The 23591-nt window shown below is 37.6% G+C and carries 24 protein-coding genes and 1 riboswitch; of the genes, 11 read left to right on the plus strand and 13 right to left on the minus strand.

Annotated elements, in window-relative coordinates; genetic code table 11:
- Nucleotides 1-3 precede the first annotated feature (3 nt).
- From pnuC to OZP13_RS17840, 4 genes are all read left to right on the plus strand, one after another.
- The gene (gene pnuC / locus OZP13_RS17825; protein WP_281298089.1) at nt 4-624 is read left to right on the plus strand and encodes a nicotinamide riboside transporter PnuC; all 621 of its coding nucleotides are present in this window, start codon (nt 4-6) and stop codon (nt 622-624) included.
- On the plus strand, nt 588-2696 hold the full coding sequence (locus OZP13_RS17830) for a DUF4301 family protein (RefSeq protein WP_281298090.1): 2109 nt from the start codon (nt 588-590) through the stop codon (nt 2694-2696). Before pnuC ends, OZP13_RS17830 begins: the two co-directional genes overlap by 37 nt.
- Nucleotides 2697-2698: 2 nt before the next feature.
- Nucleotides 2699-3106, plus strand: coding sequence for an alternative ribosome rescue aminoacyl-tRNA hydrolase ArfB (gene arfB / locus OZP13_RS17835; protein WP_281298091.1), 408 nt, complete (start codon nt 2699-2701; stop codon nt 3104-3106).
- Between the two features lie 268 nt (nt 3107-3374).
- A complete protein-coding gene (locus OZP13_RS17840) occupies nt 3375-5540 on the plus strand; it encodes a TonB-dependent receptor (protein WP_281298092.1) in 2166 nt (721 codons plus the stop codon).
- A 55-nt stretch (nt 5541-5595) separates the two neighbouring features.
- Here the strand turns inward: OZP13_RS17840 and OZP13_RS17845 are convergent, their stop codons facing one another.
- Nucleotides 5596-6048 carry a Rieske (2Fe-2S) protein gene (locus OZP13_RS17845; RefSeq protein WP_281298093.1) on the minus strand — a complete coding sequence of 151 codons (453 nt, stop codon included), beginning with the start codon at nt 6046-6048 and terminating at the stop codon, nt 5596-5598.
- Nucleotides 6049-6213: 165 nt separating this feature from the next.
- Between OZP13_RS17845 and greA the strand changes: the two genes are divergently transcribed.
- The 3 genes from greA to OZP13_RS17860 all read left to right on the plus strand — a co-directional run bounded on the left by greA (nt 6214) and on the right by OZP13_RS17860 (nt 8409).
- The gene (gene greA, locus OZP13_RS17850) at nt 6214-6690 is read left to right on the plus strand and encodes a transcription elongation factor GreA (protein ID WP_269241489.1); all 477 of its coding nucleotides are present in this window, start codon (nt 6214-6216) and stop codon (nt 6688-6690) included.
- Nucleotides 6691-6758: 68 nt separating this feature from the next.
- The gene (locus OZP13_RS17855; protein ID WP_281298094.1) at nt 6759-7148 is read left to right on the plus strand and encodes an HIT family protein; all 390 of its coding nucleotides are present in this window, start codon (nt 6759-6761) and stop codon (nt 7146-7148) included.
- 88 nt (nt 7149-7236) lie between these two features.
- Complete coding sequence (locus OZP13_RS17860) at nt 7237-8409, plus strand: transglutaminase domain-containing protein (protein ID WP_281298095.1); 1173 nt, start codon at nt 7237-7239, stop codon at nt 8407-8409.
- On the opposite strand, the gene OZP13_RS17865 is transcribed toward OZP13_RS17860, so the two are convergent.
- Entirely contained in the window at nt 8401-9555 is a 1155-nt protein-coding gene (locus OZP13_RS17865) for a sensor histidine kinase (RefSeq protein WP_281298096.1), read from the minus strand. The two genes, OZP13_RS17860 and OZP13_RS17865, sit on opposite strands and share 9 nt — an antisense overlap.
- Nucleotides 9556-9832: 277 nt before the next feature.
- Here OZP13_RS17865 and OZP13_RS17870 point away from each other — a divergent pair, with 277 nt between their 5' ends.
- On the plus strand, nt 9833-10207 hold the full coding sequence (locus OZP13_RS17870; RefSeq protein ID WP_281298097.1) for a DUF3127 domain-containing protein: 375 nt from the start codon (nt 9833-9835) through the stop codon (nt 10205-10207).
- 57 nt (nt 10208-10264) lie between these two features.
- Here OZP13_RS17870 and OZP13_RS17875 read toward each other — a convergent pair whose 3' ends face one another.
- Nucleotides 10265-11002 (minus strand): phosphatase PAP2 family protein, encoded by a 738-nt coding sequence (locus tag OZP13_RS17875; RefSeq protein WP_281298098.1) that lies wholly within the window; start codon nt 11000-11002, stop codon nt 10265-10267.
- 76 nt (nt 11003-11078) lie between these two features.
- On the opposite strand from OZP13_RS17875, the gene aat reads away from it, so the two are divergent.
- Together aat and OZP13_RS17885 are read left to right on the plus strand one after the other, a co-directional pair.
- The gene (gene aat, locus OZP13_RS17880; RefSeq protein ID WP_269241494.1) at nt 11079-11717 is read left to right on the plus strand and encodes a leucyl/phenylalanyl-tRNA--protein transferase; all 639 of its coding nucleotides are present in this window, start codon (nt 11079-11081) and stop codon (nt 11715-11717) included.
- 2 nt (nt 11718-11719) lie between these two features.
- Entirely contained in the window at nt 11720-12508 is a 789-nt protein-coding gene (locus OZP13_RS17885; RefSeq protein ID WP_269241495.1) for an MOSC domain-containing protein, read from the plus strand.
- Here OZP13_RS17885 and OZP13_RS17890 read toward each other — a convergent pair.
- The 10 genes from OZP13_RS17890 to OZP13_RS17935 form a co-directional block, all read right to left on the minus strand.
- Nucleotides 12505-13215, minus strand: coding sequence for a HesA/MoeB/ThiF family protein (locus OZP13_RS17890; protein WP_269241496.1), 711 nt, complete (start codon nt 13213-13215; stop codon nt 12505-12507). The two genes, OZP13_RS17885 and OZP13_RS17890, sit on opposite strands and share 4 nt — an antisense overlap.
- 26 nt (nt 13216-13241) lie before the next feature.
- Nucleotides 13242-14363 carry a 2-iminoacetate synthase ThiH gene (thiH, locus tag OZP13_RS17895; RefSeq protein ID WP_269241498.1) on the minus strand — a complete coding sequence of 374 codons (1122 nt, stop codon included), beginning with the start codon at nt 14361-14363 and terminating at the stop codon, nt 13242-13244.
- A gap of 86 nt (nt 14364-14449) precedes the next feature.
- Nucleotides 14450-15226 carry a thiazole synthase gene (locus OZP13_RS17900; RefSeq protein ID WP_269241500.1) on the minus strand — a complete coding sequence of 259 codons (777 nt, stop codon included), beginning with the start codon at nt 15224-15226 and terminating at the stop codon, nt 14450-14452.
- The gene (locus OZP13_RS17905) at nt 15207-15845 is read right to left on the minus strand and encodes a thiamine phosphate synthase (RefSeq protein ID WP_281298099.1); all 639 of its coding nucleotides are present in this window, start codon (nt 15843-15845) and stop codon (nt 15207-15209) included. The genes OZP13_RS17900 and OZP13_RS17905 overlap by 20 nt, the downstream gene beginning before the upstream one ends.
- Nucleotides 15838-16596 (minus strand): hydroxymethylpyrimidine/phosphomethylpyrimidine kinase, encoded by a 759-nt coding sequence (locus OZP13_RS17910; RefSeq protein WP_269241501.1) that lies wholly within the window; start codon nt 16594-16596, stop codon nt 15838-15840. Before OZP13_RS17910 ends, OZP13_RS17905 begins: the two co-directional genes overlap by 8 nt.
- A complete protein-coding gene (locus tag OZP13_RS17915) occupies nt 16569-17168 on the minus strand; it encodes a thiamine phosphate synthase (RefSeq protein ID WP_269241502.1) in 600 nt (199 codons plus the stop codon). Before OZP13_RS17915 ends, OZP13_RS17910 begins: the two co-directional genes overlap by 28 nt.
- Before the next feature lie 79 nt (nt 17169-17247).
- Complete coding sequence (gene thiC, locus OZP13_RS17920) at nt 17248-19071, minus strand: phosphomethylpyrimidine synthase ThiC (RefSeq protein ID WP_281298100.1); 1824 nt, start codon at nt 19069-19071, stop codon at nt 17248-17250.
- Nucleotides 19072-19212: 141 nt separating this feature from the next.
- The gene (thiS, locus tag OZP13_RS17925) at nt 19213-19419 is read right to left on the minus strand and encodes a sulfur carrier protein ThiS (protein WP_269241503.1); all 207 of its coding nucleotides are present in this window, start codon (nt 19417-19419) and stop codon (nt 19213-19215) included.
- Nucleotides 19420-19485: 66 nt separating this feature from the next.
- Nucleotides 19486-19581: riboswitch (TPP riboswitch) on the minus strand.
- A gap of 96 nt (nt 19582-19677) precedes the next feature.
- Nucleotides 19678-20244, minus strand: coding sequence for a DNA-3-methyladenine glycosylase I (locus OZP13_RS17930; protein ID WP_281298101.1), 567 nt, complete (start codon nt 20242-20244; stop codon nt 19678-19680).
- Between the two features lie 4 nt (nt 20245-20248).
- Nucleotides 20249-20938: a hypothetical protein gene (locus tag OZP13_RS17935; RefSeq protein WP_281298102.1), complete on the minus strand. Its 690-nt coding sequence runs from the start codon at nt 20936-20938 to the stop codon at nt 20249-20251.
- 284 nt (nt 20939-21222) lie between these two features.
- Between OZP13_RS17935 and OZP13_RS17940 the strand changes: the two genes are divergently transcribed.
- Complete coding sequence (locus OZP13_RS17940; RefSeq protein ID WP_281298103.1) at nt 21223-23340, plus strand: M3 family metallopeptidase; 2118 nt, start codon at nt 21223-21225, stop codon at nt 23338-23340.
- Nucleotides 23341-23591 lie beyond the last annotated feature (251 nt).

Below are 23591 nucleotides of genomic sequence, written 5' to 3' on the forward strand. Positions count from 1 at the left end.
ATTATGATAGAATTCTTCCTTAACGCATACAAAAACGCATCGACAACCCAAATCGTACTGGAATTTATCGCTTTTGTATTCGGAATTTTGAGCGTTTGGTTTGCCAAAAAAGAAAACATTTGGGTATATCCCACAGGATTGATTGCCACAATAATCACTACCTATTTATTATATCTTGCAGGTTATTTGGGCGACATGATGATCAATGGGTATTTCTCGATAATGAGTGTTTACGGTTGGTACAAATGGACACTAAAGGAGAACGAAACTCATGTTGTGGCAATTTCGAGAACCAATACCAGAGAAAAAATAATAGGAATTGCATTGTTTTTTGTCACCATTTTGGTGGTTTTCGGGATTTATAATTTCTTTGATTATGAAATTAAAAAAGACAATTATATCGATATATTTGCTTCGGGAATTTTTTTCACTGGAATGTGGTACATGGCCCTCAAAAAAATCGAAAACTGGACACTTTGGATTTTGGGTGATATAATTGTTACGCCTTTGTACGCTTACCGAGGCTTGGGAATGTTGTCTTTGCAGTATTTAATTTTTACAATTTTGGCCATTTCGGCTTATTTAGAATGGAGAAAAATCTTAAACAAGAACAGTCAGAGATAATTAGGGTCGCCCTTTTTGGCCCGGAATCTACCGGGAAGACCACATTGGCAAAACAACTCGCCGAACATTTTGATACAGTTTGGGCTCCTGAATATGCACGCGATTATCTTCAAGAAAAATGGGACAAGATAGCTCAAATTTGCGATGTCAACGATATGTTGCCTATTGCTTATGGCCAAATAAAATTAGAAAACGAAAATCTTTCCTTAGCCAATAAATATCTTTTTTGCGACACGAATTTGATGGTGACCAAAGTGTTTTCGGAGGTGTATTACAATTTTTGCGATCCACTTTTAGACAAAGCCGCACGAAAACACAAATACGATTTAATTTTCTTGACAGACATTGACGTGCCTTGGGAAAAGGATGACTTGGGGGACAAGGTCGAAGGAAGAGAATCGGTTTTTGCCGTTTTCAAACAGACATTAATCAAAAACAATAAACCTTTTATTACCCTTTCGGGAGATAAAGAGTTTCGACTAAAAAAAGCAGTTTCCATTATTGATGATTTGGAAAAAGCGCTAAAAATGGGTTTTTCTTCACTCGATTTTGTCCAGATTTACCAGCATGAAATTCCATTGGAAAATATCCAAAAGCAATTGAGTATTTTCAAAAAAGGAATTTCCAAAACGGTTTTGGTAGAACCGGCAAAGGTTTCCAATGGAATTTTGAAACTTTCCAAAAATGATTTTCAACAAAAAGCCGATTTTTTTGACGCCAATAAATCAACGTTAAAACTAAATAAATTTGTTCCCGCTTCCGGTGCTGCCAGCCGAATGTTCAAGTTCCTGAGCGAGTTTCTAAATGATTTTGACATTGAAAAAGAAAGCATCAACGCCTACATCAATCGGAAAAAAGACAGCGAATTGTCCATCTTTATAGTCGGGATGAATAAATTTCCATTTTTTGAAGCAGTTTATCAAAAATTGAAAGAAGTGTTCCCGGATTTTGACAATCTGGAAAGAGATTATAAAAATTATTATTTCATAAAACTCCTCTTGTCGCCTGATTACTTTGATTTTGCCAACAAGCCAAAAGGGGTTATTCCGTTTCATAAATATAAAACCCACATTGCAACGGCGGTGGAAGAGCATTTGCACGAATGTGCTTATTACGCAAGTTCAAACGGTGTTTCTAATTTGCATTTTACCGTCTCGGAAGCACACCAAAGTCAATTTGAAGAGATTATAAAAGCCGTAAAAAGCAAGGTGGAAAAAGAATCCGGAACGATTATTAATACCAGTTATTCTTTTCAAAATAAAAGCACCGACACGATTGCGGTGGACTTAAAAAACAAACCGTTCAGGGACAAAAACGATAAATTGCTTTTCAGGCCGGGCGGTCACGGTGCGTTGATCGAAAACCTAAATAATTTGGATGCCGATATTATTTTTATCAAAAACATCGACAATGTTATCCAAAACCACATCGAAAGCATTGCTTTATACAAAAAAGCTTTGGCGGGAGTTTTGCTGGAATTGCAACAAAAAGTTTTCAGTTATTTGAATGAAATTGACAATGACAACCTCGAGGATTTGGATGAAATCATGTCTTTTGTCAAAAACGAATTGAATATTGGAGTAAATGACGGCTTTTCAAAATATACTTCCGAAAACAAAATCAGTTACCTAAAGGAGCTTCTTGATAGACCTATTCGGGTTTGCGGAATGGTGAAAAACGAAGGAGAACCCGGTGGTGGACCATTTTGGATTCAAGATTCGAAAGGTGTTGTTTCTCTGCAAATTGTCGAGTCTTCGCAGGTAGATTTGACTAATGCCAATCAAGCTGAAATTCTTGCCAGTGCAACTCATTTCAATCCTGTGGATTTGGTTTGTGGAATAAAAAATTATAAAAACGAAAAATTCGACTTGACTCAATTTGTCGATCACAATAGTGGTTTTATTGTCGAGAAAACTCAAAACGGAAAGCCGCTAAAAGGCTATGAATTGCCAGGTTTGTGGAATGGCGCGATGGCAAAATGGATAGCCGTTTTTGTCGAAGTACCATTGATAACCTTCAATCCCGTTAAAACAGTGAATGATTTGTTGAAAGATCCACACCAACCCGTATAGTTTTGGAAACCGAAAAAATAATATCCGAATTACAGTATAAAGCCGTCCGCAGCAGTGGAGCAGGTGGTCAAAACGTGAACAAAGTTTCCTCGAAAGTGGTACTGTCTTTCGATTTGAAAAATTCGCAAGCCTTGTCAGAAGAAGAAAAAGCCTTGTTGGAAAATAATTTGGCCTCGAGATTGACATCGGAACAAATCCTGATTTTGAATTGTGACGAAGATCGAAGTCAACTCAAGAACAAGGCCATTGTAACCAAGCGGTTTTTGGACATTATCACCGCTGGACTTCATGTTCCCAAAATCAGGAAAGCCACAAAAATCCCGAAATCAGTCATTCGAAAAAGAATCAAGGACAAAAAGAATACATCCGATTTAAAGAAGAATAGAAGGAAGCCGGGTTTTGAGTATTAAGATAAAAGTATCAAGTATCACGATTTTTTATTTAATTTTTTCTTAATACTTGATACTTTTGTCTTAATTCTTTTTTTATCTTTGCAGCCGTCTCAAAGGGGTGCTCCAAATAACGAGCTGAGATTATACCCATCGAACCTGAACAGGTAATGCTGTTAAGGGAAATAGATTCCAAGATGATGTGCACGTCATTCTGAAAAATCTGAACAATCATTTTTTAATTTAACAAAAAGAATAATTCCCCCTTTTATTCGTAAATCATTTACGGATGAACACTATTTTTTCTTGCCTCAAAGGCACAAAGGCGCAAAATCCTAATTTTTTTCGTCTTTTTTCTATTCTCTTTTTTCTATTCTCTTTAGTCTCTTTTTCACAAGAAAAACAAAAAGACACCACCAAAGTCAACCAACTCGACGAAGTTCTGGTTTCGGCCATTCGGGTTACCACAAAAACGCCCGTGACATTTTCCAATGTCAGCAAGGAAGAATTGGCACAACGCAATTTAGGCCAAGACATTCCCGTATTATTGAATTATTTGCCTTCGGTAGTCACCACGACCGATGCCGGAAATGGAGTGGGTTACACCGGAATTCGCGTCCGCGGAAGCGATGCAACTCGTGTAAACGTGACCATCAACGGTATTCCATACAACGATTCTGAAAGTCATGGAACCTATTGGGTAAATATGCCTGATTTTGCGTCTTCTCTGGAGAGCGTCCAATTGCAACGTGGTGTTGGGACTTCTACCAATGGTGCAGGAGCTTTTGGTGCCAGTTTGAATATGCTGACTGATACGTATTCAAAAAAAGGAACAGGCGAAATTTCCAGTTCTTTTGGAAGTTTCAAAACCAACAAAAACACGGTAAAATTCAGTACCGGTCTGATGAACGACCATTTTGAAATTGCGGGACGTTTGTCCACTTTAAAATCGGATGGTTATGTGGATAGAGCCAGTTCTAATTTGAAATCCTATTTCTTGCAAGGAACTTATGTGGGCAAAGCCACTTTAGTCAAGGCCTTGGCTTTTGGTGGAACAGAAAAAACATACCAATCTTGGAACGGAATTGATGCTGTAACAATGGCAGACAAAGGCAGAACCTTCAACTCGGCTGGAATGTTTACTGACGAGTTTGGAAAAACCCGTTTCTATGATAACGAAACCGACAATTACCAACAAGACCATTATCAATTGCATTGGAACGAGAAAGTTTCTGAAAATTGGAGCACGAATTTGGCTTTTCATTATACCAAAGGAAAAGGCTATTACGAAAATTACAAAGAAGATGCGGACTTCGCGGATTACGGATTGCTTCCTGTTGGAACTGAAACTGCCACGGATTTGATTCGCCAAAAATGGTTGGACAATGATTTTTACGGAACCACGTTTTCTGCCAATTACAAAAGTGAAAAACTGGACGTAATTCTTGGCGGAGGCTGGAACAAATACGAAGGTGACCATTTCGGAAAAGTAATCTGGGCAAGATATGCTTCCCAAAGCGAATTGGGCGACCTTTATTATGAGGATGCCGCAACAAAAGCGGATGGAAATATTTTTGCCAAAGCCAATTATCAAATCACGGAAAAAATCAGTTTGTTTGGCGATTTGCAACTTCGAAATGTGCATTACAAAGCCGATAGTTGGGAAACAGGAGTCGTTAACGATAACTTCAATTTCTTTAATCCCAAGGCAGGTTTGAATTACGATATTGATGCCAAAAATAAGTTGTATTTTTCGTATGCCAGAGCCAATCGTGAACCCAATAGAACTGATTATGAAAACGGAAGTCCAAAACCGGAAAAATTAAACGATTTTGAATTGGGATGGCGTTTCAAAACGACTAAAAGCCAACTAAATGTCAATGGATATTACATGCGTTACAAAGACCAATTGGTTTTGACGGGCGGTGTTGACGATGTGGGAAGTCCAATTCGTAAAAATAGCGGAGACAGTTACAGGTTGGGAATTGAAGTTGATGCCACTTTGAAACTTTCAGACAAATGGACGATTGCACCCAATTTCACGATAAGCAGCAATAAGAATGTCGATTTTATTTCAGATGCAAGCGGAAGTTTAACCAATTTAGGGAATACCAATATTGCGTATTCTCCTAATTTCATTGCAGGAAATATGTTGACTTTTTCTCCGATGGCAGCCTTTAGACTTAGTTTGTTGTCCAAGTTTGTAAGTGAGCAATACATGAATAACATTGACGATGCCAGTGGTAAATTGAAGGATTATTTTGTCAATGACTTCAATGCTTCTTATGAGTTTTCGACTAAATCAATTTTTAAATCTATTGTTGTTAATGCTTTGGCAAACAATATATTTAATGTTGATTATGTTTCCAATGGAGCCGATTATGGCGGAGGATATGTTTATTATTATCCACAAGCAGGAACCAACTTCTTGGTTGGATTGACGCTTAAGTTTTAGAATTTTTTTGTTATACTTTGTTGAATCCTGATGGTTATGCTGTCAGGATTTTTTTTTAATTATAAACCCTCAAATTAGTTCCGTTCACCTCCACTCGATATTGCTTTAATGGATATTGTTTGCCGGCACTTTGTCCCGAAAACAAACTGTATGCCGCATTGTCGCAAGAGCAAACCACGGTTGTTTTGTCAATTTTTAACGGGTCATTAGCGTCGAGTTTTTTGAAAGTCATCGTGGAGCAACTACTTAGAGCTTGATTGGGACAAGCGGCATCAAAGGCAACGTAACCACTGCCGGTATTAAAAACAAAAAAACCACGACCAGCACCATAAGTTGGATAATATATTGCGTTAGCCACATACGAAAGATCAGAATAAGCAGGCAAATTCATGTTGATGTCCACGGTAAAAGTATAATTGGGCAAGTAAGGATTCTTGTTGTTGACCTTGTCCGTGCTACAGCCAAAAAGCATTGGAAAAACAAGCAATAAAAAGAAATATTTTTTCATTATTCGAAATATATTAAAAGAATTGGTGAAACAAATTTAATTTATTTATATTTGGGATATATATGATTAACATAAAATTGTAAATTAAAAATTAAAAATAATATCTTTGTGGAAAGAAATCCCGTCCTGATGGGATTTTTTCTATTTTATATAAATGATGAAATTATGAGCACAGTATCTTATTACACCGCAGAAGGATTAAAAAAATTAAGAGAAGAATTAGACTATTTAAAGAGCGTGATGCGTCCAAAAGCATCTGCAGATATAGCTGAAGCAAGAGATAAAGGAGATTTATCCGAGAATGCCGAATACGATGCCGCCAAGGAAGCACAAGGAATGTTGGAAATGAGAATTGCCAAACTGGAAGAAGTACATTCCAACGCCAGATTGATTGACGAAACACAATTGGACATATCCAAAGTCTTGGTGTTGTCGAACGTGAAAATCAAGAACCAAGCCAATGGGATGGAAATGAAATACACCCTTGTTGCCGAAAGTGAAGCCGATCTTAAAACAGGAAAAATCTCCGTGACTTCACCAATTGGTAGAGGTTTGCTGGGGAAATCCGTTGGAGAAGTAGCCGAAATCATGGTGCCAAACGGCGTTTTGAAATTTGAAATCTTGGAAGTTTCAAGAGATTAAAAAGGGTAATAGGTTAATTATTTATTCGATTAACCGATTAACCAAATAAACAATTAACCTTTTCAACAATGTCAAGTATTTTTACCAAAATCATCAACGGAGAAATTCCCTGCTACAAAATAGCCGAGGACGAAAATTTCTTTGCCTTTTTGGATATCAATCCAAATGCAAAAGGACATACTTTGTGTGTGCCGAAAAAGGAAATCGACAAATTGTTTGATATCGAAGACGATTTGTATCTTGGATTGATGCAGTTTTCCAAAAAAATTGCCGTTGCATTGGAAAAAACAATTCCATGCAATAGAATTGGAATGGCGGTGATTGGACTTGAAGTTCCCCACGCCCATATTCACCTGATTCCCTTGAACGAAATGGGAGAAATGACATTCAAGCACAAAGTAAGTTTGACCAAGGAAGAATTTGAAGCCTTGGCCAAAAAAATTCAAGCCAATTTATAATGGTTTATGAATAAATTGGTATAGTTTTCGTTTAGAAAGGGAATGGGTGAAAATCCATTCCCTTTTAATTTATGATTTATCCTGTAATATGAAAAACATTTATTTACTAATTTCTTTCTTTTTCTCGCTGTTAAGTTTTGGTCAAGCCAATGTCGGATACACTTTAGTCGATGCTAAAATGACTGCTATTCCAGTCAATCCCACTAATTCTACCGAGACAATTGCCAAATATATCAATGCCAATTTCAAAACAGAAAACGATAAAATTCGCGCTGTTTTTTATTGGACGGCATCAAACATTAGCTATGATGTTGCTAATATGTTTGCAGTCAATATTACAGAAACTCCCCAAGACAGAATCACAAAAACATTTAAAACCAGAAAAGGAATTTGTGGTGACTATGCCATAATTTTTAATGAAATAGCCAATTTAGTGGGAATAAAAGCGGTTGTTGTTGAAGGTTACACGAAGCAAGACGGAAAAGTAGCCACCTTGGCACATGCTTGGTGCGCCGCAAAAATAGAAAATAAATGGTATTTGTTTGACCCAACATGGGGTTCAGGCTACGTGAATAATAATAAATATACTCGAAAAATCAACAATGGTTACTTTAAAGTAGCACCTTCAAAAATGATAAATTCGCACATGCCATTCGATTATTTATGGCAGTTTGTCAATAATCCAATTACCAACCAAGAATTTATTGATGGTAAAATCCAAATCAACAAAACAAAAAAGAACTTCGATTTTGAAAGCGAAATAAAGAAATATGAAGCACTGCCTAAAATCGACCAGCTTTTTGAATCAGCTCAAAGAATCGAAAAAAACGGAATAAAAAACCAATTGATTGCACAAGCTTATACGTATTCAAAAACGTCATGGAACACGCAAAGAGAAAACGAAAATGGAGCCAAATACAATGCGATTGTAAACCTATATAACGAAGCCATTAGTGAGTTGAATGATTTTATATATTATCGAAATAATAAATTCAAACCCATTTTACCGGATGATGAAATCAAGTCGAAAATTCAAAATCCAATTCAAAAGTTAGAAAAATGCCAAGAATCTCTTTTTAGAATAGGTTCTATGGGCAGCGAAAATGCAAACAGCGTCAGCTCTTTAAAAAAATCAATTGCCGATGCAATAGTTCAATCTGAAACGCATCTTGAATTTGTGAATAATTATTTAAGCAAGAGTAAATTAGTTCGCAAAACGATGTTTTCGAAAGTGTCTTGGTTTGGAGTTCCCTTAAATTAATTTACTTTTTTTAAAACTCACTTGCATCGTCGTTCCTTTTCCAATCTCGGAATTCAGTACTTTTATGGTTCCTTTGTGGTATTCTTCGACAATTCTTTTGGTCAGCGAAAGACCCAAACCCCAACCACGTTTTTTGGTGGTAAATCCGGGTTCAAACACGCTTTTGAATTGTTTTTTGGGAATCCCGTTACCTGTATCCGAAACGTTTATTTTTACCAAATTACCATCTTGGATTACTTCCAAAGCTAATTTCCCCCTTCCTTTCATGGCGTCGATGGCGTTTTTTACTAAATTTTCTATCGTCCAACTGTGCAAAGTGGGATTCATCAAAACCATGATGGGTTCTTTAGGAGCATTAAAAGAAAACTCCACTTGTTTGGAGAATCGGGATTGCAAATAATCGTATGATTTTTGGGTTTCCTCGATAATGTCTTTGTTTTCCAATTTGGGTTCCGAACCAATTTTCGAAAAACGTTCCGTGATGGTTTGCAGTCGGTCGATGTCTTTCTCGATTTCGGCAATCGTGGATTCTTCCACGTCATCGGCTTTCAGGATTTCGACCCAGCCAATCAAGGACGAAAGCGGAGTGCCTATTTGGTGTGCCGTTTCCTTGGCCATTCCTGCCCAAAGTTTGTTTTGGGTTGCCATTTTGGTGCTTCGGTAGAAATTATAAACCAATCCTGCAAATAGCACAATGATGAGCAGCAAAGCAACGGGATAATACTTTAGTTTGTTCAGCAAAGCCGAATCTCCATAATACAAATATTGAAATTTTCCCGGCACATATTCAATGACGATGGGGTCGTTTTCGCTTTTTAAACCAGACAAAAAGTCTTTGGCTTTTTTCTTGTTCTTTACAATTTCCTCGTCAATGTTGACCGTGTTGATGATGCTGTCGTTCTCGGTCAGGATTATCGGAATGGTGGTGTTGTTCTTGAAAATTTCAAGTGGAAGTTCCAAATCGGTTGTTTCACCGGCGTTGATGAGGGTTTTTTGAGCATTGGCCCAAAGGTTCATTTTCAACCTTTCCTCGTGTTTGAAAATTTGGAAAAAAGTGTAGGTATTCCAAAGTATCAACGAAATAATTAAAAAAGAGGCAAAAATGATGACCCAACGGGTGGTGTTTCTACTTTTGGAAAACTGCATAAATTGATTTTTGTGGCATAAATATAACGAAATTATCTGGTTCTTATTTTTACACTTTGGTTAAGCTCCAAATATTTATGATTTTGATGGAATAAAAAGGCCTTTCCGTATAATGATTTTTTAAAATTAGACCCTGTTAATTGTTTGTCTGATAATGAAGAAAATGATATATTTGTAAACCAAAATTTATTGAAAAGGAAGTTTTTTCGCCTAATGAGTTTGCTCAATATCAATAAAATAGAACCGAATAACAACAATATAAATAAATAAAATTAAGATGGAAGTTACAGGAAAAATCAAAATGATCGATCAAACCAAAGAGGTTGGATCTGCAGGTTTCAAAAAAAGAGATGTTGTTGTTACAACAGACGAACAATATCCACAACATATTTTGGTTCAGTTTGTTCAAGACAAATGTGATTTGTTGAATAATTACCAAGTGGGTGATGCCGTGAAAATCGACATTAATCTAAGAGGTCGCGAATGGACAAACCCGCAGGGAGAAACCGTTTATTTTAACACGATCCAAGGATGGAGAATTGCAAAAGCGCAAGCAGAAGCACCAGTACAAGCGCCACCAATGCCAGCTGCAGCTGCATTTCCGCCGGCAACAAGCCTAAACGAAGAAGAACCGGACGATTTGCCGTTCTAAAAAATAGTTGTAAAATCCTTGAAATTTTTCAAGGATTTTTTTTGGACTTTCGTGAAATTAATTCAGTTGAATTAGTGCTCCCATCCCAATTTGGCTTCCAATTTGTGGATAAACAAAAGCCGTTGTTTTTTTCTTCTTTCCAAAACTTACCGACTGAAACGGATTCCAATACGAAACAATCAATCCCGATGCCAATCCGATTCCAGCTCCGGCAAGAACATCGGAAGTGTAATGCCTGTTGTTGGCAATTCTTAGGATTCCCGTTGCCGTGGCAAACAAAAAACCGCTGCCGGCATACCATAAATTCGAATCTTTGTACTCGTAATATAAAAGAGCGGCATTCGTAAAAGCGATGGCCGTATGGCCGGAAGGAAAACTCAAATTGTCCGAATGATCGGGTCTTTCTTTTTTAACGCTGCGTTTCAAAATTTCGGTTGCCGATACTGCCATGGTATTGGCAATCGCAATATTGATGGTTTGCTGTTTGAAATCGTTTTTCGGTTTGAATCCAAAAGATTTTCCCAAATAAATTTGCGCCACGGGAACAAAAGGTAGGAAATTGTCTGCAGTTGTCTGGAAATCTTCTCCAAAAAAACGGTTGGCGTTTGATTGCAAATCATCATTAAGAGCGGTGTTCAAAAGCAATGTTCCGGCTGTTATCAGCGCAGCTGGAGCGATAAATTGTTTACACGAGATTTTGTCCTCTTTTTTTATTGCAGGAATGGTGTCTTTCGTTTGTGCATTTACCATAAAAACCAATAATAAAAAGAAGAGAGAAATGAGTTTGGTTTTCATGGAATTTATAAAAGTTTTGGGATTGAATTTTAAAGTGTAAATTAGCTTTGCCAAATTTATACTTTTGTTCCTAACCATGTATTTTTTATCCAAAGAATTATTTTTTCCTCCCGTTTCCAATGCCGATTCCGATGGGATTCTGGCCATTGGCGGTGATTTGTCTCCAGAGCGATTGCTATTGGCTTACAAAAGCGGAATATTTCCTTGGTTTGAACAAGGCGAACCCATATTTTGGTGGTCACCAAATCCAAGAATGGTTTTGTTTTTGGATGAATTGGTGGTTTCAAAAAGTATGCGAAATATCTTGAATCGAAATGTTTTCAAGGTCACTTTCAACCAGAACTTCAGGGAAGTCATTTCGAATTGTCAAAAAATAAAACGCGATGGTCAAAACGGAACTTGGATAACAAACGACATGATTGAAGCCTATTGCAAATTGAATGAATTAGCAATTGCAAAATCGGTGGAAGTTTGGCAAAACGATGAATTGGTTGGCGGTCTGTATGGTGTCGATTTGGGACATGTTTTCTGCGGAGAAAGTATGTTTTCCAAGGTTTCGAATGCTTCAAAAGTGGCTTTTATAGCTTTGGTCAACCAATTAAAAAAGGAAAATTACAAAGTTTTGGATTGCCAAGTTTATAATGAACATCTCGAAAGTTTAGGCTGTCGCGAAATTGATAGAACTGATTTTATGGAAATTCTAAAAAGTATATGATTATGAATTACGTTGTAAAGGAATTATATATCTACCCAATCAAAAGCTTGGCAGGAATTCCTGTTCAATGTGCCAAAGCAGAAGAAATGGGTTTCGAAAACGACCGAAGATGGATGCTGATTGACGAAGAAAATCAATTTATAACCCAACGAGAATATTCTAAATTGAGTCAGTTTTATCCAAAAATCAAAGAAGATAAAATCGAGATTTCCTTTCAAGATTCGATTCACGATTTTTTTATTGGCGAAAGCTTAAATGAACCTATTTTCTCAAAGGTTTGGGATGATGAAAGCAAAGTGGTTGAAGTCAACAAAGCGACATCAAAATGGTTTAGTAAAAGACTTGGCTTTAGTTGTAAATTAGTTAAAATTCTCAACAAAGGCGATAGAAAACACAATAGTTCTCGACTCAACCAAACCCTGAATGTTAGTTTGGCCGATGGTTATCCTTATTTGTTGATTGGTTCCGAAAGTTTGGATTCATTAAACGAAAAATTGGAAGAAAAAATAACGATTCAAAGATTCAGGCCGAATATTGTCATTAGTACCAAAATTCCACACGAGGAGGATTTATTTACTACTTTCCAAATAGGAAACGTGAAATTCCAAAACGCCAAACCCTGTGGCAGATGCGTGATGGTCAACAACAATCCAATGACTGGTATTATGTTGAAAGAACCATTAAAAACATTGAGCACCTATCGAACTTCAAACAACAACGTTCTTTTTGGTGCCAACATATTCTGTTTGAATGAAGGAACAATTGCTGTTGGCGATAGTTTGAGCTTCTAAAATTTAAGTTTGTTGAAACTCCAATCCAAGGTATTGAAAAGTATCAATTCGTTTTCTAATATTGGCAAATCCATTATCAATTTCAAGGTTTCGTGTGCCATCATCGTGCCAATAATTCCCGGAAGCGTTCCCATCACTCCATTTAAATTGCAATTCGGAACATCTTTCGGATTGGGTGGTTCTGGAAATAAATCACGAAGATTTTTGCTTCCCTTATGATTGAAAACGGCCAGTTGTCCTTCATACTTCAAAATGCTTCCGTAAACCAATGATTTGCCTAAAGCCACACAAGTATCATTCACTAAATAACGGGTAGCAAAATTATCGCATCCATCCACGACCACGTCAAAATCTTGGATGATTTGTACTGCATTTTCAATAGTCAGTTTTTCTTCAAAAGCGATTACACTAGTCAAAGGATTCAAGCCTTCTAAAACCGATTTTGCTGTGGTGGCTTTGGGTTTTCCAACTTGATTTTCGGTATATAAAATTTGACGATGTAAGTTGTGCAATTCGATTTTGTCAAAATCAGCAATTCCAATAGTTCCAACTCCTGCCGTGGCAATGTATTGCAAAATAGGACAGCCCAAACCGCCTGCGCCAATAACCAAAACCTTGGCTTTTTTGAGTTTTTCTTGCCCTGAATCACCTATTTCAGGCAACATCATTTGTCGGTTGTATCGTAAAAATTCTTGTATCTTGCTCATTACATCTGCAATCTAAAATCGTTAATCTAAAATCTAAAATCAAAATTTCTATCCCAATCTTTCCAAACGGGTTCGTATCCGCAACTCGAAATAAGTGTCGCAATTTCCGAAGCGGAACGTTCATCACTGATTTCAAATTGTTCCAAAGATTGTGGATCCACCACATAACCACCAGGATTGGTTTTGGATCCGGCACTCATACTGGTAATTCCCAACTGAATTATATTGTCACGGAATTTTTCGTTTTCACGGGTGGACAATGAAATCTCCAAATCTTCATTCCACAAACGATAGGCGCAAATGAGTTGTGCCAAGTCTTTATCGTCCATAATAAAGTTGGGTTTAATGACTCCTTCGGCGGGACGCAATCGAGGGAAAGAAACCGTGTATTTGGTTTGCCAATAGGTTTTTTGCAGGTAATCCAAATGAAGGGCGTTGAAAAAACTGTCGGTTCGCCAATCTTCCAATCCCAATAAAACTCCCAGACCTATTTTATGAATTCCTGCGGTTCCAACCCGATCTGGAGTTTCCAACCGAAAGTCGAAATTGGATTTTTTACCTTTGGTATGGTATTGTTTGTACACATCTCGGTGATAGGTTTCCTGATACACCAAAACCGAATAAACTCCGGCAGCGTGCAATTGTTTGTATTCTTCGGTTGACAAAGGTTGCACTTCCACGGAAATTGTCGAAAAATCGTTTTTTATTTGAGCCACCGATTTCAAGAAATAATCAATGTTTACGCTGTAATTGGCCTCGCCAGTTACCAATAAAACGTGGTCAAATCCTGCTTTTTTCAAGGCTTCAACTTCCAATGTGATTTCACTTTCGGTAAGAGTTTTTCTCTTGATTTTGTTGTCTAGACTAAAACCGCAATAGGTGCAAATGTTTTGGCATTCGTTGCTCAAATATAAAGGTGCATACATTTGGATGGTTTTGCCAAAGCGTTTTTTGGTCAATTCGTGGCTGATTTGCGCCATTTGTTCCAAATAAGCTTGGGCAGCAGGCGAAATCAAAGCCAGAAAATCATCCAGATTACGTTTGTTTTTTGACAAAGCAGTTTCGACTTCCTGTGCAGAAGTTTGGTAAATCTTGGTTTGAATTATGTCCCAGTCGTATTGTTTAAAAACCGATTTAAATGTGTTCATGTCATTTTGTTTAGAAGGCTTAAATACAAAGTCCACAAAGTCTTGGTGAACTTTGTGCCTTCTTCGTGTCTTTGTGGTTAAGGAAATTACTCATATAAAAATGCCGTCAAAGGACTAGAAGCCACTGCTTGTTTATATTGTTGTCCTAGTTTGGCTTCATAGGCTTTTCGTCCTGCAATCACGGCTTCCTTAAAAGCTTCGGCCATCAGTTTTGGATTTCCGGCAACGGCAATCGCCGTGTTGACTAAAACCGCATCCGCACCCAATTCCATCGCTTTTGCGGCATCGGATGGCGAGCCAATTCCGGCATCGATAACTACAGGAACTTTAGATTGTTCGATGATAATTTCCAAAAAATCGATGGTTTTCAATCCTTTGTTGCTGCCAATTGGAGACCCCAAAGGCATCACGGCCGATGTTCCTGCGTCTTCCAAGCGTTTGCATAAAACAGGGTCGGCGTGAATGTAAGGCAAAACGATAAATCCTAATTTAGCCAGTTCTTCTGTCGCTCTTAAAGTTTCTATTGCATCGGGCATCAAGTATTTTGGATCAGGATGAATTTCCAGTTTCAGCCAATTGGTTTCTAATGCTTCCCTAGCTAATTGCGCAGCAAAAACAGCTTCTTTGGCATTTCTTGCGCCCGAAGTATTGGGCAATAAATTAATTCGCGGATGTTTGAGGTGCGCTAAAATAGCATCGGTTTCGGTTTCTAAATCGACGCGTTTTAGTGCTACCGTAACCAATTCGCTTCCTGAGGCTAAAACAGCTTCTTCCATTTGTTGATTGGAACCGAATTTTCCTGTTCCCAAAAACAAGCGTGATTCGAAGGTTTTGTCTCCTATTTTAAATAAAGAAGTTGCCATATAATTTTTCGTTAAGTTCAGTAATGAGTTTATTTTTTTGGTCACTTTTGGTAATGATTCCCGAAACTGCGATCCCGTGAACACCGGTTGTCATTAAATCATCGACATTTTCTAATGTAATACCACCAATGGCGTAAATGGGAATTTGAATTTGTTGCTCTTTCAGTTTGCTAATTATGGATTGGTAACCTTCAAGTCCGAGAATTGGACTTAAATTATTTTTGGTTTTTGTATATTGAAAAGGGCCTAAGCCAATGTAATCACAACCATAATTTACTTGGCGGATTATGTCTTCCAACGTATTTGCAGTTGCTCCAATGATTTTGGTTTTACCCAAAATTTCTCTTGCTTCTGCAACACCCATATCTGAAAGTCCAAGGTGAACACCGTCAGCATCAAAATTTTTGGCTAAATCTACATTGTCGTTGACGATGAAATTGGCAAGGTATTCTTCGCATAAAAACTTTATGGCTTCCGCCAAAGCGAATGTTTTTTTCGGTTTTTGGTACTTGAATCGCATTTGAATCCAGTCGCAGCCATTGTCCAAGGCTTGATGGATGTTGTACAATTGTTCTTCGATGCTCTCGCCTTGAGATATATATTGTAATTTGTTATACATAATGGTATCCTAGTTTAGTAAGGTTTGATTGTAAGTAGGTTTCTATATAATTTTTGGCATTGATACAAGCTGTAATTAAATCTTGATCTAATGCTAAATTGGCTGTAATGGCTGATGATAATATGCAACCCGAGCCATGTTTGCCTATAATTTCAATGTTGGTGTTTGGAGCTAGACTAAAAAATCTGGTTTTAAGGTATAAACGATCAACGCCTATTTCTTCTGGATTATGGCCGCCTTTTAATAAAACCGGGCAATATTTCGAAAGCTTTACAGCAATTGAATTTGTGTCAATTTCATTCGAACTGAGTTTCAAAATTTCGTTGTAATTGGGTGTAATCAAATCCAATTCTTTTAATATTTCAATCAAAAAATTCTGGTTTTCGATGCTTAAAAAATTGAATTCCGTTGTTGATTTCAAAACGGTGTCCCAGACGATTTTGGTTTCTGGGGAAAGCTTTTTTATAGAAAAAATAATTTCTTTTAAATAATCCAATGATGGAACAATTCCGATTTTGACTGCCTTGATGTCGTAGTTTTCGAATAATTTTTCCAATGATTTCAAGACGAAAACCATTTCCGTCCATTGCATTTCAAAAAACTCCATTTCGGTTTGAATGGTATTGCCGGTATTGATGGCAAAACCATACACCTGATGTTGCTCGAATGTTTTTACATCTGCCAAAACTCCTGCTCCAGCCGAAGGATCGAAGCCTGCTATACTTAATACGAAAGGACGATTTGCTGACATAGTTTAAAATTTTCTATTGGATTGTTGCTGTTCCAAATGGTGCCTAAAAGTGCCACATCGTCAAATCCCGCTTCAATTGTTTCACTAATGTTTTCTGAATAGATGCCTCCTAGAGCAACCAATTGAGTCGAGAAATTTGTCCTGTTTTTGATGGATTCAAATAAACTCGTGTCAGATTCATAATTCGTTTTTGAAATACTCGAAAAAACAGGACTCAAAAAACCATATTCAAAAAAGATTCTCAAGTCATTAAAAGATTCAATGTCATGTGTTGAAGTTGATAAACGAATACCTTGCTCATTATATAAATACAGCGTTTCGGAAGAAATTTCTTTTCTGATATTTTGAGTTAAATGAATCCGGTTGATTCCAAATGCTGGGGCCAATTGATGATGACTGTGCAAAACCAATTGTTGCCTGAATTCTAATTTTATTTCCAACAAGAATGCTTTCATTTCGGCTACAGAAAAATCAGGTTTTCGAATATGAAGCAACTCCAATCCATTCTTAAAAAGAGAATGAATGGTGCTGATTTCATTGGTTGTCGGAATTGGGTTTGTGATGACTATCATAGTTAAGTTAGAGATAAGAAGTTAGAGTTTAGAAGTAAAGTTTTGACTTCCCACCTCTAACTTCTAACTTCCCGCTTTTTTAGATATAAATTTCTTTCCCTTGTTCGATAAATTCTTCTGATTTGGCAGCCATTCCATTTTCGGCTTCGGCCACGTCGCGGATTTCCTGTGAGATTTTCATCGAACAGAATTTTGGTCCACACATCGAGCAGAAATGAGCCACTTTGGCACCGTCTGCCGGCAAGGTTTCGTCGTGGAATTCACGTGCCGTGTCTGGATCCAATGACAAGTTGAATTGATCTTCCCAACGGAATTCGAAACGCGCTTTGCTCAAGGCATTGTCACGATATTGTGCTCCCGGATGTCCTTTGGCCAAGTCAGCTGCGTGTGCTGCAATTTTATAAGTGATGACACCGTCTTTTACGTCTTTTTTATTTGGTAAACCAAGGTGTTCTTTTGGAGTGACATAACACAACATCGCACAACCGTACCAACCAATCATCGCAGCGCCAATGGCCGAAGTAATGTGGTCGTAACCCGGTGCAATGTCTGTGGTTAATGGGCCTAAAGTATAAAAAGGAGCTTCATCACAATGTTCCAATTGCTTGTCCATATTTTCCTTGATCATGTGCATTGGCACGTGACCTGGCCCTTCAATAAATACCTGAACATCGTGTTTCCAGGCGATTTTTGTCAGTTCTCCCAAAGTTTCTAATTCGGCGAATTGTGCTGCGTCATTGGCATCGGCAATAGAACCTGGACGTAATCCGTCGCCCAATGAAAAGGCAACGTCGTATTGTTTCATAATTTCGCAAATCTCTTCGAAATGGGTGTAAAGAAAGTTTTCCTTGTGGTGAAACAAACACCATTTTGCCATAATCGAACCGCCACGGGAAACAATTCCAGTAACACGGTTGGCGGTTAAATGAATGTAACGTAGCAAAACGCCGGCGTGAATGGTGAAATAAGAAACCCCTTGTTCCGCCTGTTCAATCAAGGTGTCGCGGAATACTTCCCAGGTCAAATCTTCGGCAATTCCATTTACTTTTTCCAAGGCTTGGTAAATAGGCACGGTTCCAATTGGCACTGGAGAATTACGGATAATCCATTCCCTGGTTTCGTGAATGTTTTTTCCGGTGGACAAATCCATAATAGTGTCAGCTCCCCAACGACAGGCCCAAACGGCTTTTTCTACTTCTTCTTCAATACTTGAAGTTACGGCGCTGTTTCCAATATTGGCGTTGATTTTTACTAAAAAGTTACGTCCCACAATCATCGGTTCGCTTTCTGGGTGGTTGATGTTGTTGGGGATAATCGCACGACCTCTGGCTACTTCACTACGAACAAATTCTGGAGTAATTTTAGATTTTGGCGTATTGGCTCCAAAACTATGACCTGCGTGTTGGCATTGCATTGCTTCGGATTGTGCGTTTATTTGCTCGATGCGTTGGTTTTCGCGAATGGCAATGTATTCCATTTCGGGAGTGATGATGCCTTGTTTGGCGTAGTATAATTGAGAAACGTTGGCTCCTTTTTTGGCACGCATTGGTTTGTGTAAATATTCAAAACGCAAGTCGTTTAGTTTCTCGTCATTCAAACGGGATTTTCCGTATTCAGACGAGATTTCGGTTAATTCTTCTACATCATTTCGGTCCAGAATCCATTGTTCGCGAATGCGTGGTAATCCTTTTCGAATATCAATCTCGATATTTGGATCCGTGAAAGGGCCAGAAGTATCATAAACTGTTACGGGTGGATTTTTTTCGATTCGGCCATTCGTCATTTTAGTGTCTGCGAGTGAAATTTCACGCATTGCTACTTTTATAGGATGGATTTCTCCTTCGATATAGATTTTTTTGGAATTTGGAAACGGGGTTCTCGAGATTTTTTCTTCGTTGTTCATTGGTTTGTGATTAGATTGGATACGGATGACACGGATTCGCTAAAGCGAAGTCAGGGATTAATACGGATTTTTATTTTGAGTTGTTTTTGAAAGTTGTCTGGTTTTCTGACTGAAAACTGAATACTGCGACTGGGTACTAAATTATCCGCCTTGAGTGGCTGAAATAATTAAAATGTCGTCGGTTTCTTTGATGAGATGGGTATTCCAGTCGGATTTTGGAATAACGGTATTATTGATGGCCAAGGCAATTCCGTTTTGTTTTTCGGGAATTTCCAAGTCAAGGAGTGCCTGGACAGTTAGGTTGTCTGTGGCAAATTGTTTCGTTTGATTGTTGATTTTAAGCTCCATTCCTTTAGAATTTAGTATATAATTATACTTTAGGAATGGCTACAATGACCCAAAAAATGGGACTACGGAAGTCATCTTACTTTTTCCTACGCTAGTATGAACTAGATCAGGTTCAAGGGTAAAGTCTCAGCCTACATTTTGTAGACACCCCTAAAGTGTGGAGCAAATGTAAATGATTTTGTTTAAACTTTTGGGTTTAAATACTGTAAATTTTATTTGTGGAATTTTTGAAGGCTGAAAACTGTGACTGAAAACTGATTACTGACCACTTTTTCTCCAGCAATTTTCCACGTGATCGTTGACCATTCCTGTGGCTTGCATGTGGGCGTAAATTACCGTAGAACCTACGAATTTGAAGCCTCGTTTTTTTAAATCCTTGCTGATTTCATCAGAGAGAGGGGAAGTGGCGGCAACTTCTTTCAAGGATTGTCTTTTATTGTCTATTGGTTTTCCTCCGGTGAATTTCCAGATGTATTGGCTGAAAGTTCGAAATTCATCTTGTACTTTCATGAAGGCAACCGCATTCGAAACGGCAGCACGAATTTTCAATTGGTTTCTAATAATTCCGGCATCTTGCATCAATTCCAGAATTTTGTCTTCAGAATATTGGGCTACTTTCAGATAATCGAAATCGTCAAAAGCCAATCGGAAGTTTTCTCTTTTTTTCAGGATGGTAATCCAACTTAATCCTGCTTGAAAAGTTTCCAAGATTAAGAATTCGAATAATTTTTGGTCATCATAAACGGGAACACCCCATTCTTCGTCGTGGTATTTCTTGTACAAATCACTGGATAAGCACCAGCCGCATCTGTTGGGTTCTTCCATTTATCTAGTCTTTGCCAATTTGCCAATAGTATCCTTTTACTGTGGGAATATATGCCGAACGTCCTATCAAGACTAAATCAGTGTACATTTTTTTTTCATATTTAATGGCAATGGCATTACCTGAAGTGTACATTTTGTTTTTGTCAAATCGTACTCTAAGTCGTCCATCTTTGAATTTGGCGTCCGACATTTTTTCGATGAGCCAAGTCGATTTCCATTTGACGTCCAGTTCATCAGGAGCAGTTTTGGTTACGCTTTTAACCAATTTTATTCCTTCTTCCGGAATGTCAAAGTTTTTTGACAACTCTTCTTGTGTCATAGGTACTCCAATTTTGCATTTGTTCAATATTTTTTTGATGTAAACAAAAGAAGGAACAGTCATTTTTTTGGCTACCGATTTGTTGGGTGTTGTTGTGGTCTCTGGAGATTCCGTAAATTTAGTATCGACTACTGTTTGTTTCCTTTTCTTGTAATTTTTTTTCCTTAAAACAGATTCTTTGACGGCTCTTATACTGTCTTCAGGGGTTTCATAAATGGTGTCTTTTTTTTGGGATTCAGATTTTACGGGAGCTTCTTGCTCATAGTTTGGCTCGTTTTTTTGCTGTAATTCGTGTTCCTCATTTTCAGGGTTTTTGCCACAACTAATTATACTGGAAATAAATAAAAAAAGGAATGTTATTTTGTAATATTTCATTTGATGAAATGGAGTTTTATTATAAATGTCTTCACAATGGTTAATCAAATATCCTTGAATAATAATGAATGAAATTTGAAATCATTCCTTTCAAAGCTAATCAACACGTTTCAAATTTAGCATTTTATTTTGTATTATAAAAACTCTGTTTTTAAAACAATTAATATCTGTTTTGTTATATTTGACGCTAAATTATGGCTTTTAAGTCGGATTTAAATTCTGGATCAAGATTTATGTTCATTCTGATTTACAAGTTATTATTAAAAAAAAATCAAACCACTTATATGAAAAAAATTATTACCGTTCTTGTGATGAGTACCTCCTTATTGTCTATAGAAGCACAAACGAATCCTGAAAATCCATTGTTGAAAAAATGGGAAGGGCCTTATGGCGGTGTTCCGGCGTTTAATGACTATAAAATTTCCGATTTAAAACCCGCATTTGAGTTTGCCATCCAACAAAAATTAGATGAATTGGATGCCATTGCCAACAATCCCAAACCGCCTACTTTCGACAATACGATTGCTGCGATGGAACTTGCGGGCAAAACATTTACACGTATTAATGCGATTTTCGGTATTTATAGCACGAACATGAATAGCACTGAATTTGGACCTGTTGAAGCTGAAATCAGTCCTAAAATTGCCGGGCTTTCAAGCAAAATGTATCAAAACAAGAAACTCTTCCTCCGAATTGAAAAATTATATAATTCTCCTGAAAAGGAAAAACTGACTCCAGAACAGCAACGATTAATTTGGTTGGATTACAATAATTTTGTTCGCGAAGGTGCCAAACTGGATGATAAAAGCAAGATGAAAGTGGGTGAAATCAATCAAAAACTGGCCGGACTTTTTTCAAAATTCAACCAGAATTTGCTTGCCGAAGAAAACAGTCAATACCTCGAATTAAAAACCGAATCTGATTTTGACGGTTTACCGGAGGAATTGAAAAACGCAGCCATTGCCCAAGCCAAACAAAGAAAACTTCCAGTTTTGGGATGTGTTGCCAATACCCGTTCTTTTATAGAGCCTTTTTTGACCTATTCCACCAAAAGGGATTTGAGAGAAAAAGCGTTTAAAATGTTTGTCAGTCGTGGCGATAACGGAAATGCCAACGACAACAATGCCACTTTAGTCACCATACTAAAACTGCGTGCCGAAAAAGCTAAATTACTTGGATTCCCAACTTTTTCTCATTGGAGTTTGACCAATACAATGGCCAAAACACCCGAACGCGCTCTGGAATTGATGGAAGAGGTTTGGAAACCTGCCGTCGCCCAAGTTCATTTGGATGTGGCAGCCATGCAAAAAATTGTGGATGCGGAAGGCAATCATTTTGAAATTGCTCCTTGGGATTATCGTTATTATGCCGAAATTGTCAGAAAACAGAAATACGATTTAGACCAAAATGAAGTAAAACAATACCTTCAATTGGAGAAATTGAGGGAAGGAATGTTTTGGACAGCGGGAGAATTATTCGATTTGGATTTCAAACAAATCACCAATGTGTCTATTTATCATCCCGATGTCAGAGTTTGGGAAGTTTCCAATAAAACATCTGGAAAGGTGGTTGGCTTATGGTATTTTGATCCATATGCACGAGCAGGAAAACGTTCAGGAGCCTGGATGAATGCTTATAGAGAGCAACAAAAATTAGATGGAAACATCATCACGATTGTGTCCAATAATTGCAATTTCATAAAAGGAAATGACAACGAACCCATATTGATTTCCTGGATTGATGCGACCACGCTTTTCCATGAATTTGGGCATGCCCTTCACGGTTTGTGTTCAAATGTGAAATATCCGAGTCTTTCCGGAACCAATGTTGCCAGGGATTACGTGGAATTTCCTTCGCAAATATTGGAAAGATGGTTGGCAACGCCAGAGGTGTTGAATAAATTTGCCTTGCATTATAAAACGAATCAACCCATACCTTCATCATTGGTCGATCGAATTCAGGCTGCATCCAAGTTCAATCAAGGATTTTCGTCAGTAGAAGCCATTGCCAGTTCTTTGATAGACATGAAATTGCACTTGGCAGGTGATGCCGATATTGATCCAAAAGTTTTTGAACGGGAAACATTGGCTAAATTGGATATGCCTAAAGAAATTGTGATGCGTCATCGAATGCCGCAATTTTCGCATGTTTTTTCAAGCGATGATTATGCCTCGGGATATTACAGTTACCTGTGGGCAGACGTGATAAGTGCCGATGCTTACGAAGCTTTTACCGAAGGAAAAGGGCCTTATGACAAAGCCGTGGCCAAAAAATTATTCGAGACCGTTTTCAGTGTTGGAAACACCACTGATCAGGGAGATGCCTATAGAGCCTTTAGAGATCGAGATCCTAAAATTGACGCCTTGATGCGAGCAAGAAATTTTCCGCTACCGGTAAAATAGTGTTTTAAAAATTAAAATTAATCGTCTTAAAAAAGCAATGCTTCTCGGAGTGTTGCTTTTTTTGTTTTCATTCGCTTTGCCTTTTTTGGGCATTAATTTATAAAAACATTAAAAAAAGAAAAATTGTTGTTTTGGATATAAAAAGAATTATTCTCAATTAATGCCTATGGAACAGGACGGTTTTGTCAAATTAAAAGTAATTATTGGTGTTCGTTCGGTATTGAGTATTTTTTGAATAGTATTTTTTAATA

Source organism: Flavobacterium limnophilum, assembly GCF_027111315.2.
In the GTDB taxonomy this organism is placed as follows: domain Bacteria; phylum Bacteroidota; class Bacteroidia; order Flavobacteriales; family Flavobacteriaceae; genus Flavobacterium; species Flavobacterium limnophilum.

Coding starts and splice junctions, on each gene's coding strand:
- thiS (WP_269241503.1), bottom strand. CDS start 19,419: ATGGAGCTTAAAATCAACAATCAAACGAAACAATTTGCCACAGACAAC.
- OZP13_RS17875 (WP_281298098.1), bottom strand. CDS start 11,002: ATGAAAACCAAACTCATTTCTCTCTTCTTTTTATTATTGGTTTTTATG.
- OZP13_RS17885 (WP_269241495.1), top strand. CDS start 11,720: ATGAATTACGTTGTAAAGGAATTATATATCTACCCAATCAAAAGCTTG.
- OZP13_RS17905 (WP_281298099.1), bottom strand. CDS start 15,845: ATGTATAACAAATTACAATATATATCTCAAGGCGAGAGCATCGAAGAA.
- OZP13_RS17840 (WP_281298092.1), top strand. CDS start 3,375: ATGAACACTATTTTTTCTTGCCTCAAAGGCACAAAGGCGCAAAATCCT.
- OZP13_RS17860 (WP_281298095.1), top strand. CDS start 7,237: ATGAAAAACATTTATTTACTAATTTCTTTCTTTTTCTCGCTGTTAAGT.
- greA (WP_269241489.1), top strand. CDS start 6,214: ATGAGCACAGTATCTTATTACACCGCAGAAGGATTAAAAAAATTAAGA.
- OZP13_RS17915 (WP_269241502.1), bottom strand. CDS start 17,168: ATGATAGTCATCACAAACCCAATTCCGACAACCAATGAAATCAGCACC.
- OZP13_RS17865 (WP_281298096.1), bottom strand. CDS start 9,555: ATGCAGTTTTCCAAAAGTAGAAACACCACCCGTTGGGTCATCATTTTT.
- pnuC (WP_281298089.1), top strand. CDS start 4: ATGATAGAATTCTTCCTTAACGCATACAAAAACGCATCGACAACCCAA.
- thiH (WP_269241498.1), bottom strand. CDS start 14,363: ATGAACACATTTAAATCGGTTTTTAAACAATACGACTGGGACATAATT.
- OZP13_RS17830 (WP_281298090.1), top strand. CDS start 588: ATGGAGAAAAATCTTAAACAAGAACAGTCAGAGATAATTAGGGTCGCC.
- OZP13_RS17910 (WP_269241501.1), bottom strand. CDS start 16,596: ATGTCAGCAAATCGTCCTTTCGTATTAAGTATAGCAGGCTTCGATCCT.
- OZP13_RS17855 (WP_281298094.1), top strand. CDS start 6,759: ATGTCAAGTATTTTTACCAAAATCATCAACGGAGAAATTCCCTGCTAC.
- OZP13_RS17935 (WP_281298102.1), bottom strand. CDS start 20,938: ATGAAATATTACAAAATAACATTCCTTTTTTTATTTATTTCCAGTATA.
- OZP13_RS17845 (WP_281298093.1), bottom strand. CDS start 6,048: ATGAAAAAATATTTCTTTTTATTGCTTGTTTTTCCAATGCTTTTTGGC.
- OZP13_RS17940 (WP_281298103.1), top strand. CDS start 21,223: ATGAAAAAAATTATTACCGTTCTTGTGATGAGTACCTCCTTATTGTCT.
- thiC (WP_281298100.1), bottom strand. CDS start 19,071: ATGAACAACGAAGAAAAAATCTCGAGAACCCCGTTTCCAAATTCCAAA.
- OZP13_RS17890 (WP_269241496.1), bottom strand. CDS start 13,215: ATGAGCAAGATACAAGAATTTTTACGATACAACCGACAAATGATGTTG.
- OZP13_RS17870 (WP_281298097.1), top strand. CDS start 9,833: ATGGAAGTTACAGGAAAAATCAAAATGATCGATCAAACCAAAGAGGTT.
- aat (WP_269241494.1), top strand. CDS start 11,079: ATGTATTTTTTATCCAAAGAATTATTTTTTCCTCCCGTTTCCAATGCC.
- OZP13_RS17900 (WP_269241500.1), bottom strand. CDS start 15,226: ATGGCAACTTCTTTATTTAAAATAGGAGACAAAACCTTCGAATCACGC.
- OZP13_RS17930 (WP_281298101.1), bottom strand. CDS start 20,244: ATGGAAGAACCCAACAGATGCGGCTGGTGCTTATCCAGTGATTTGTAC.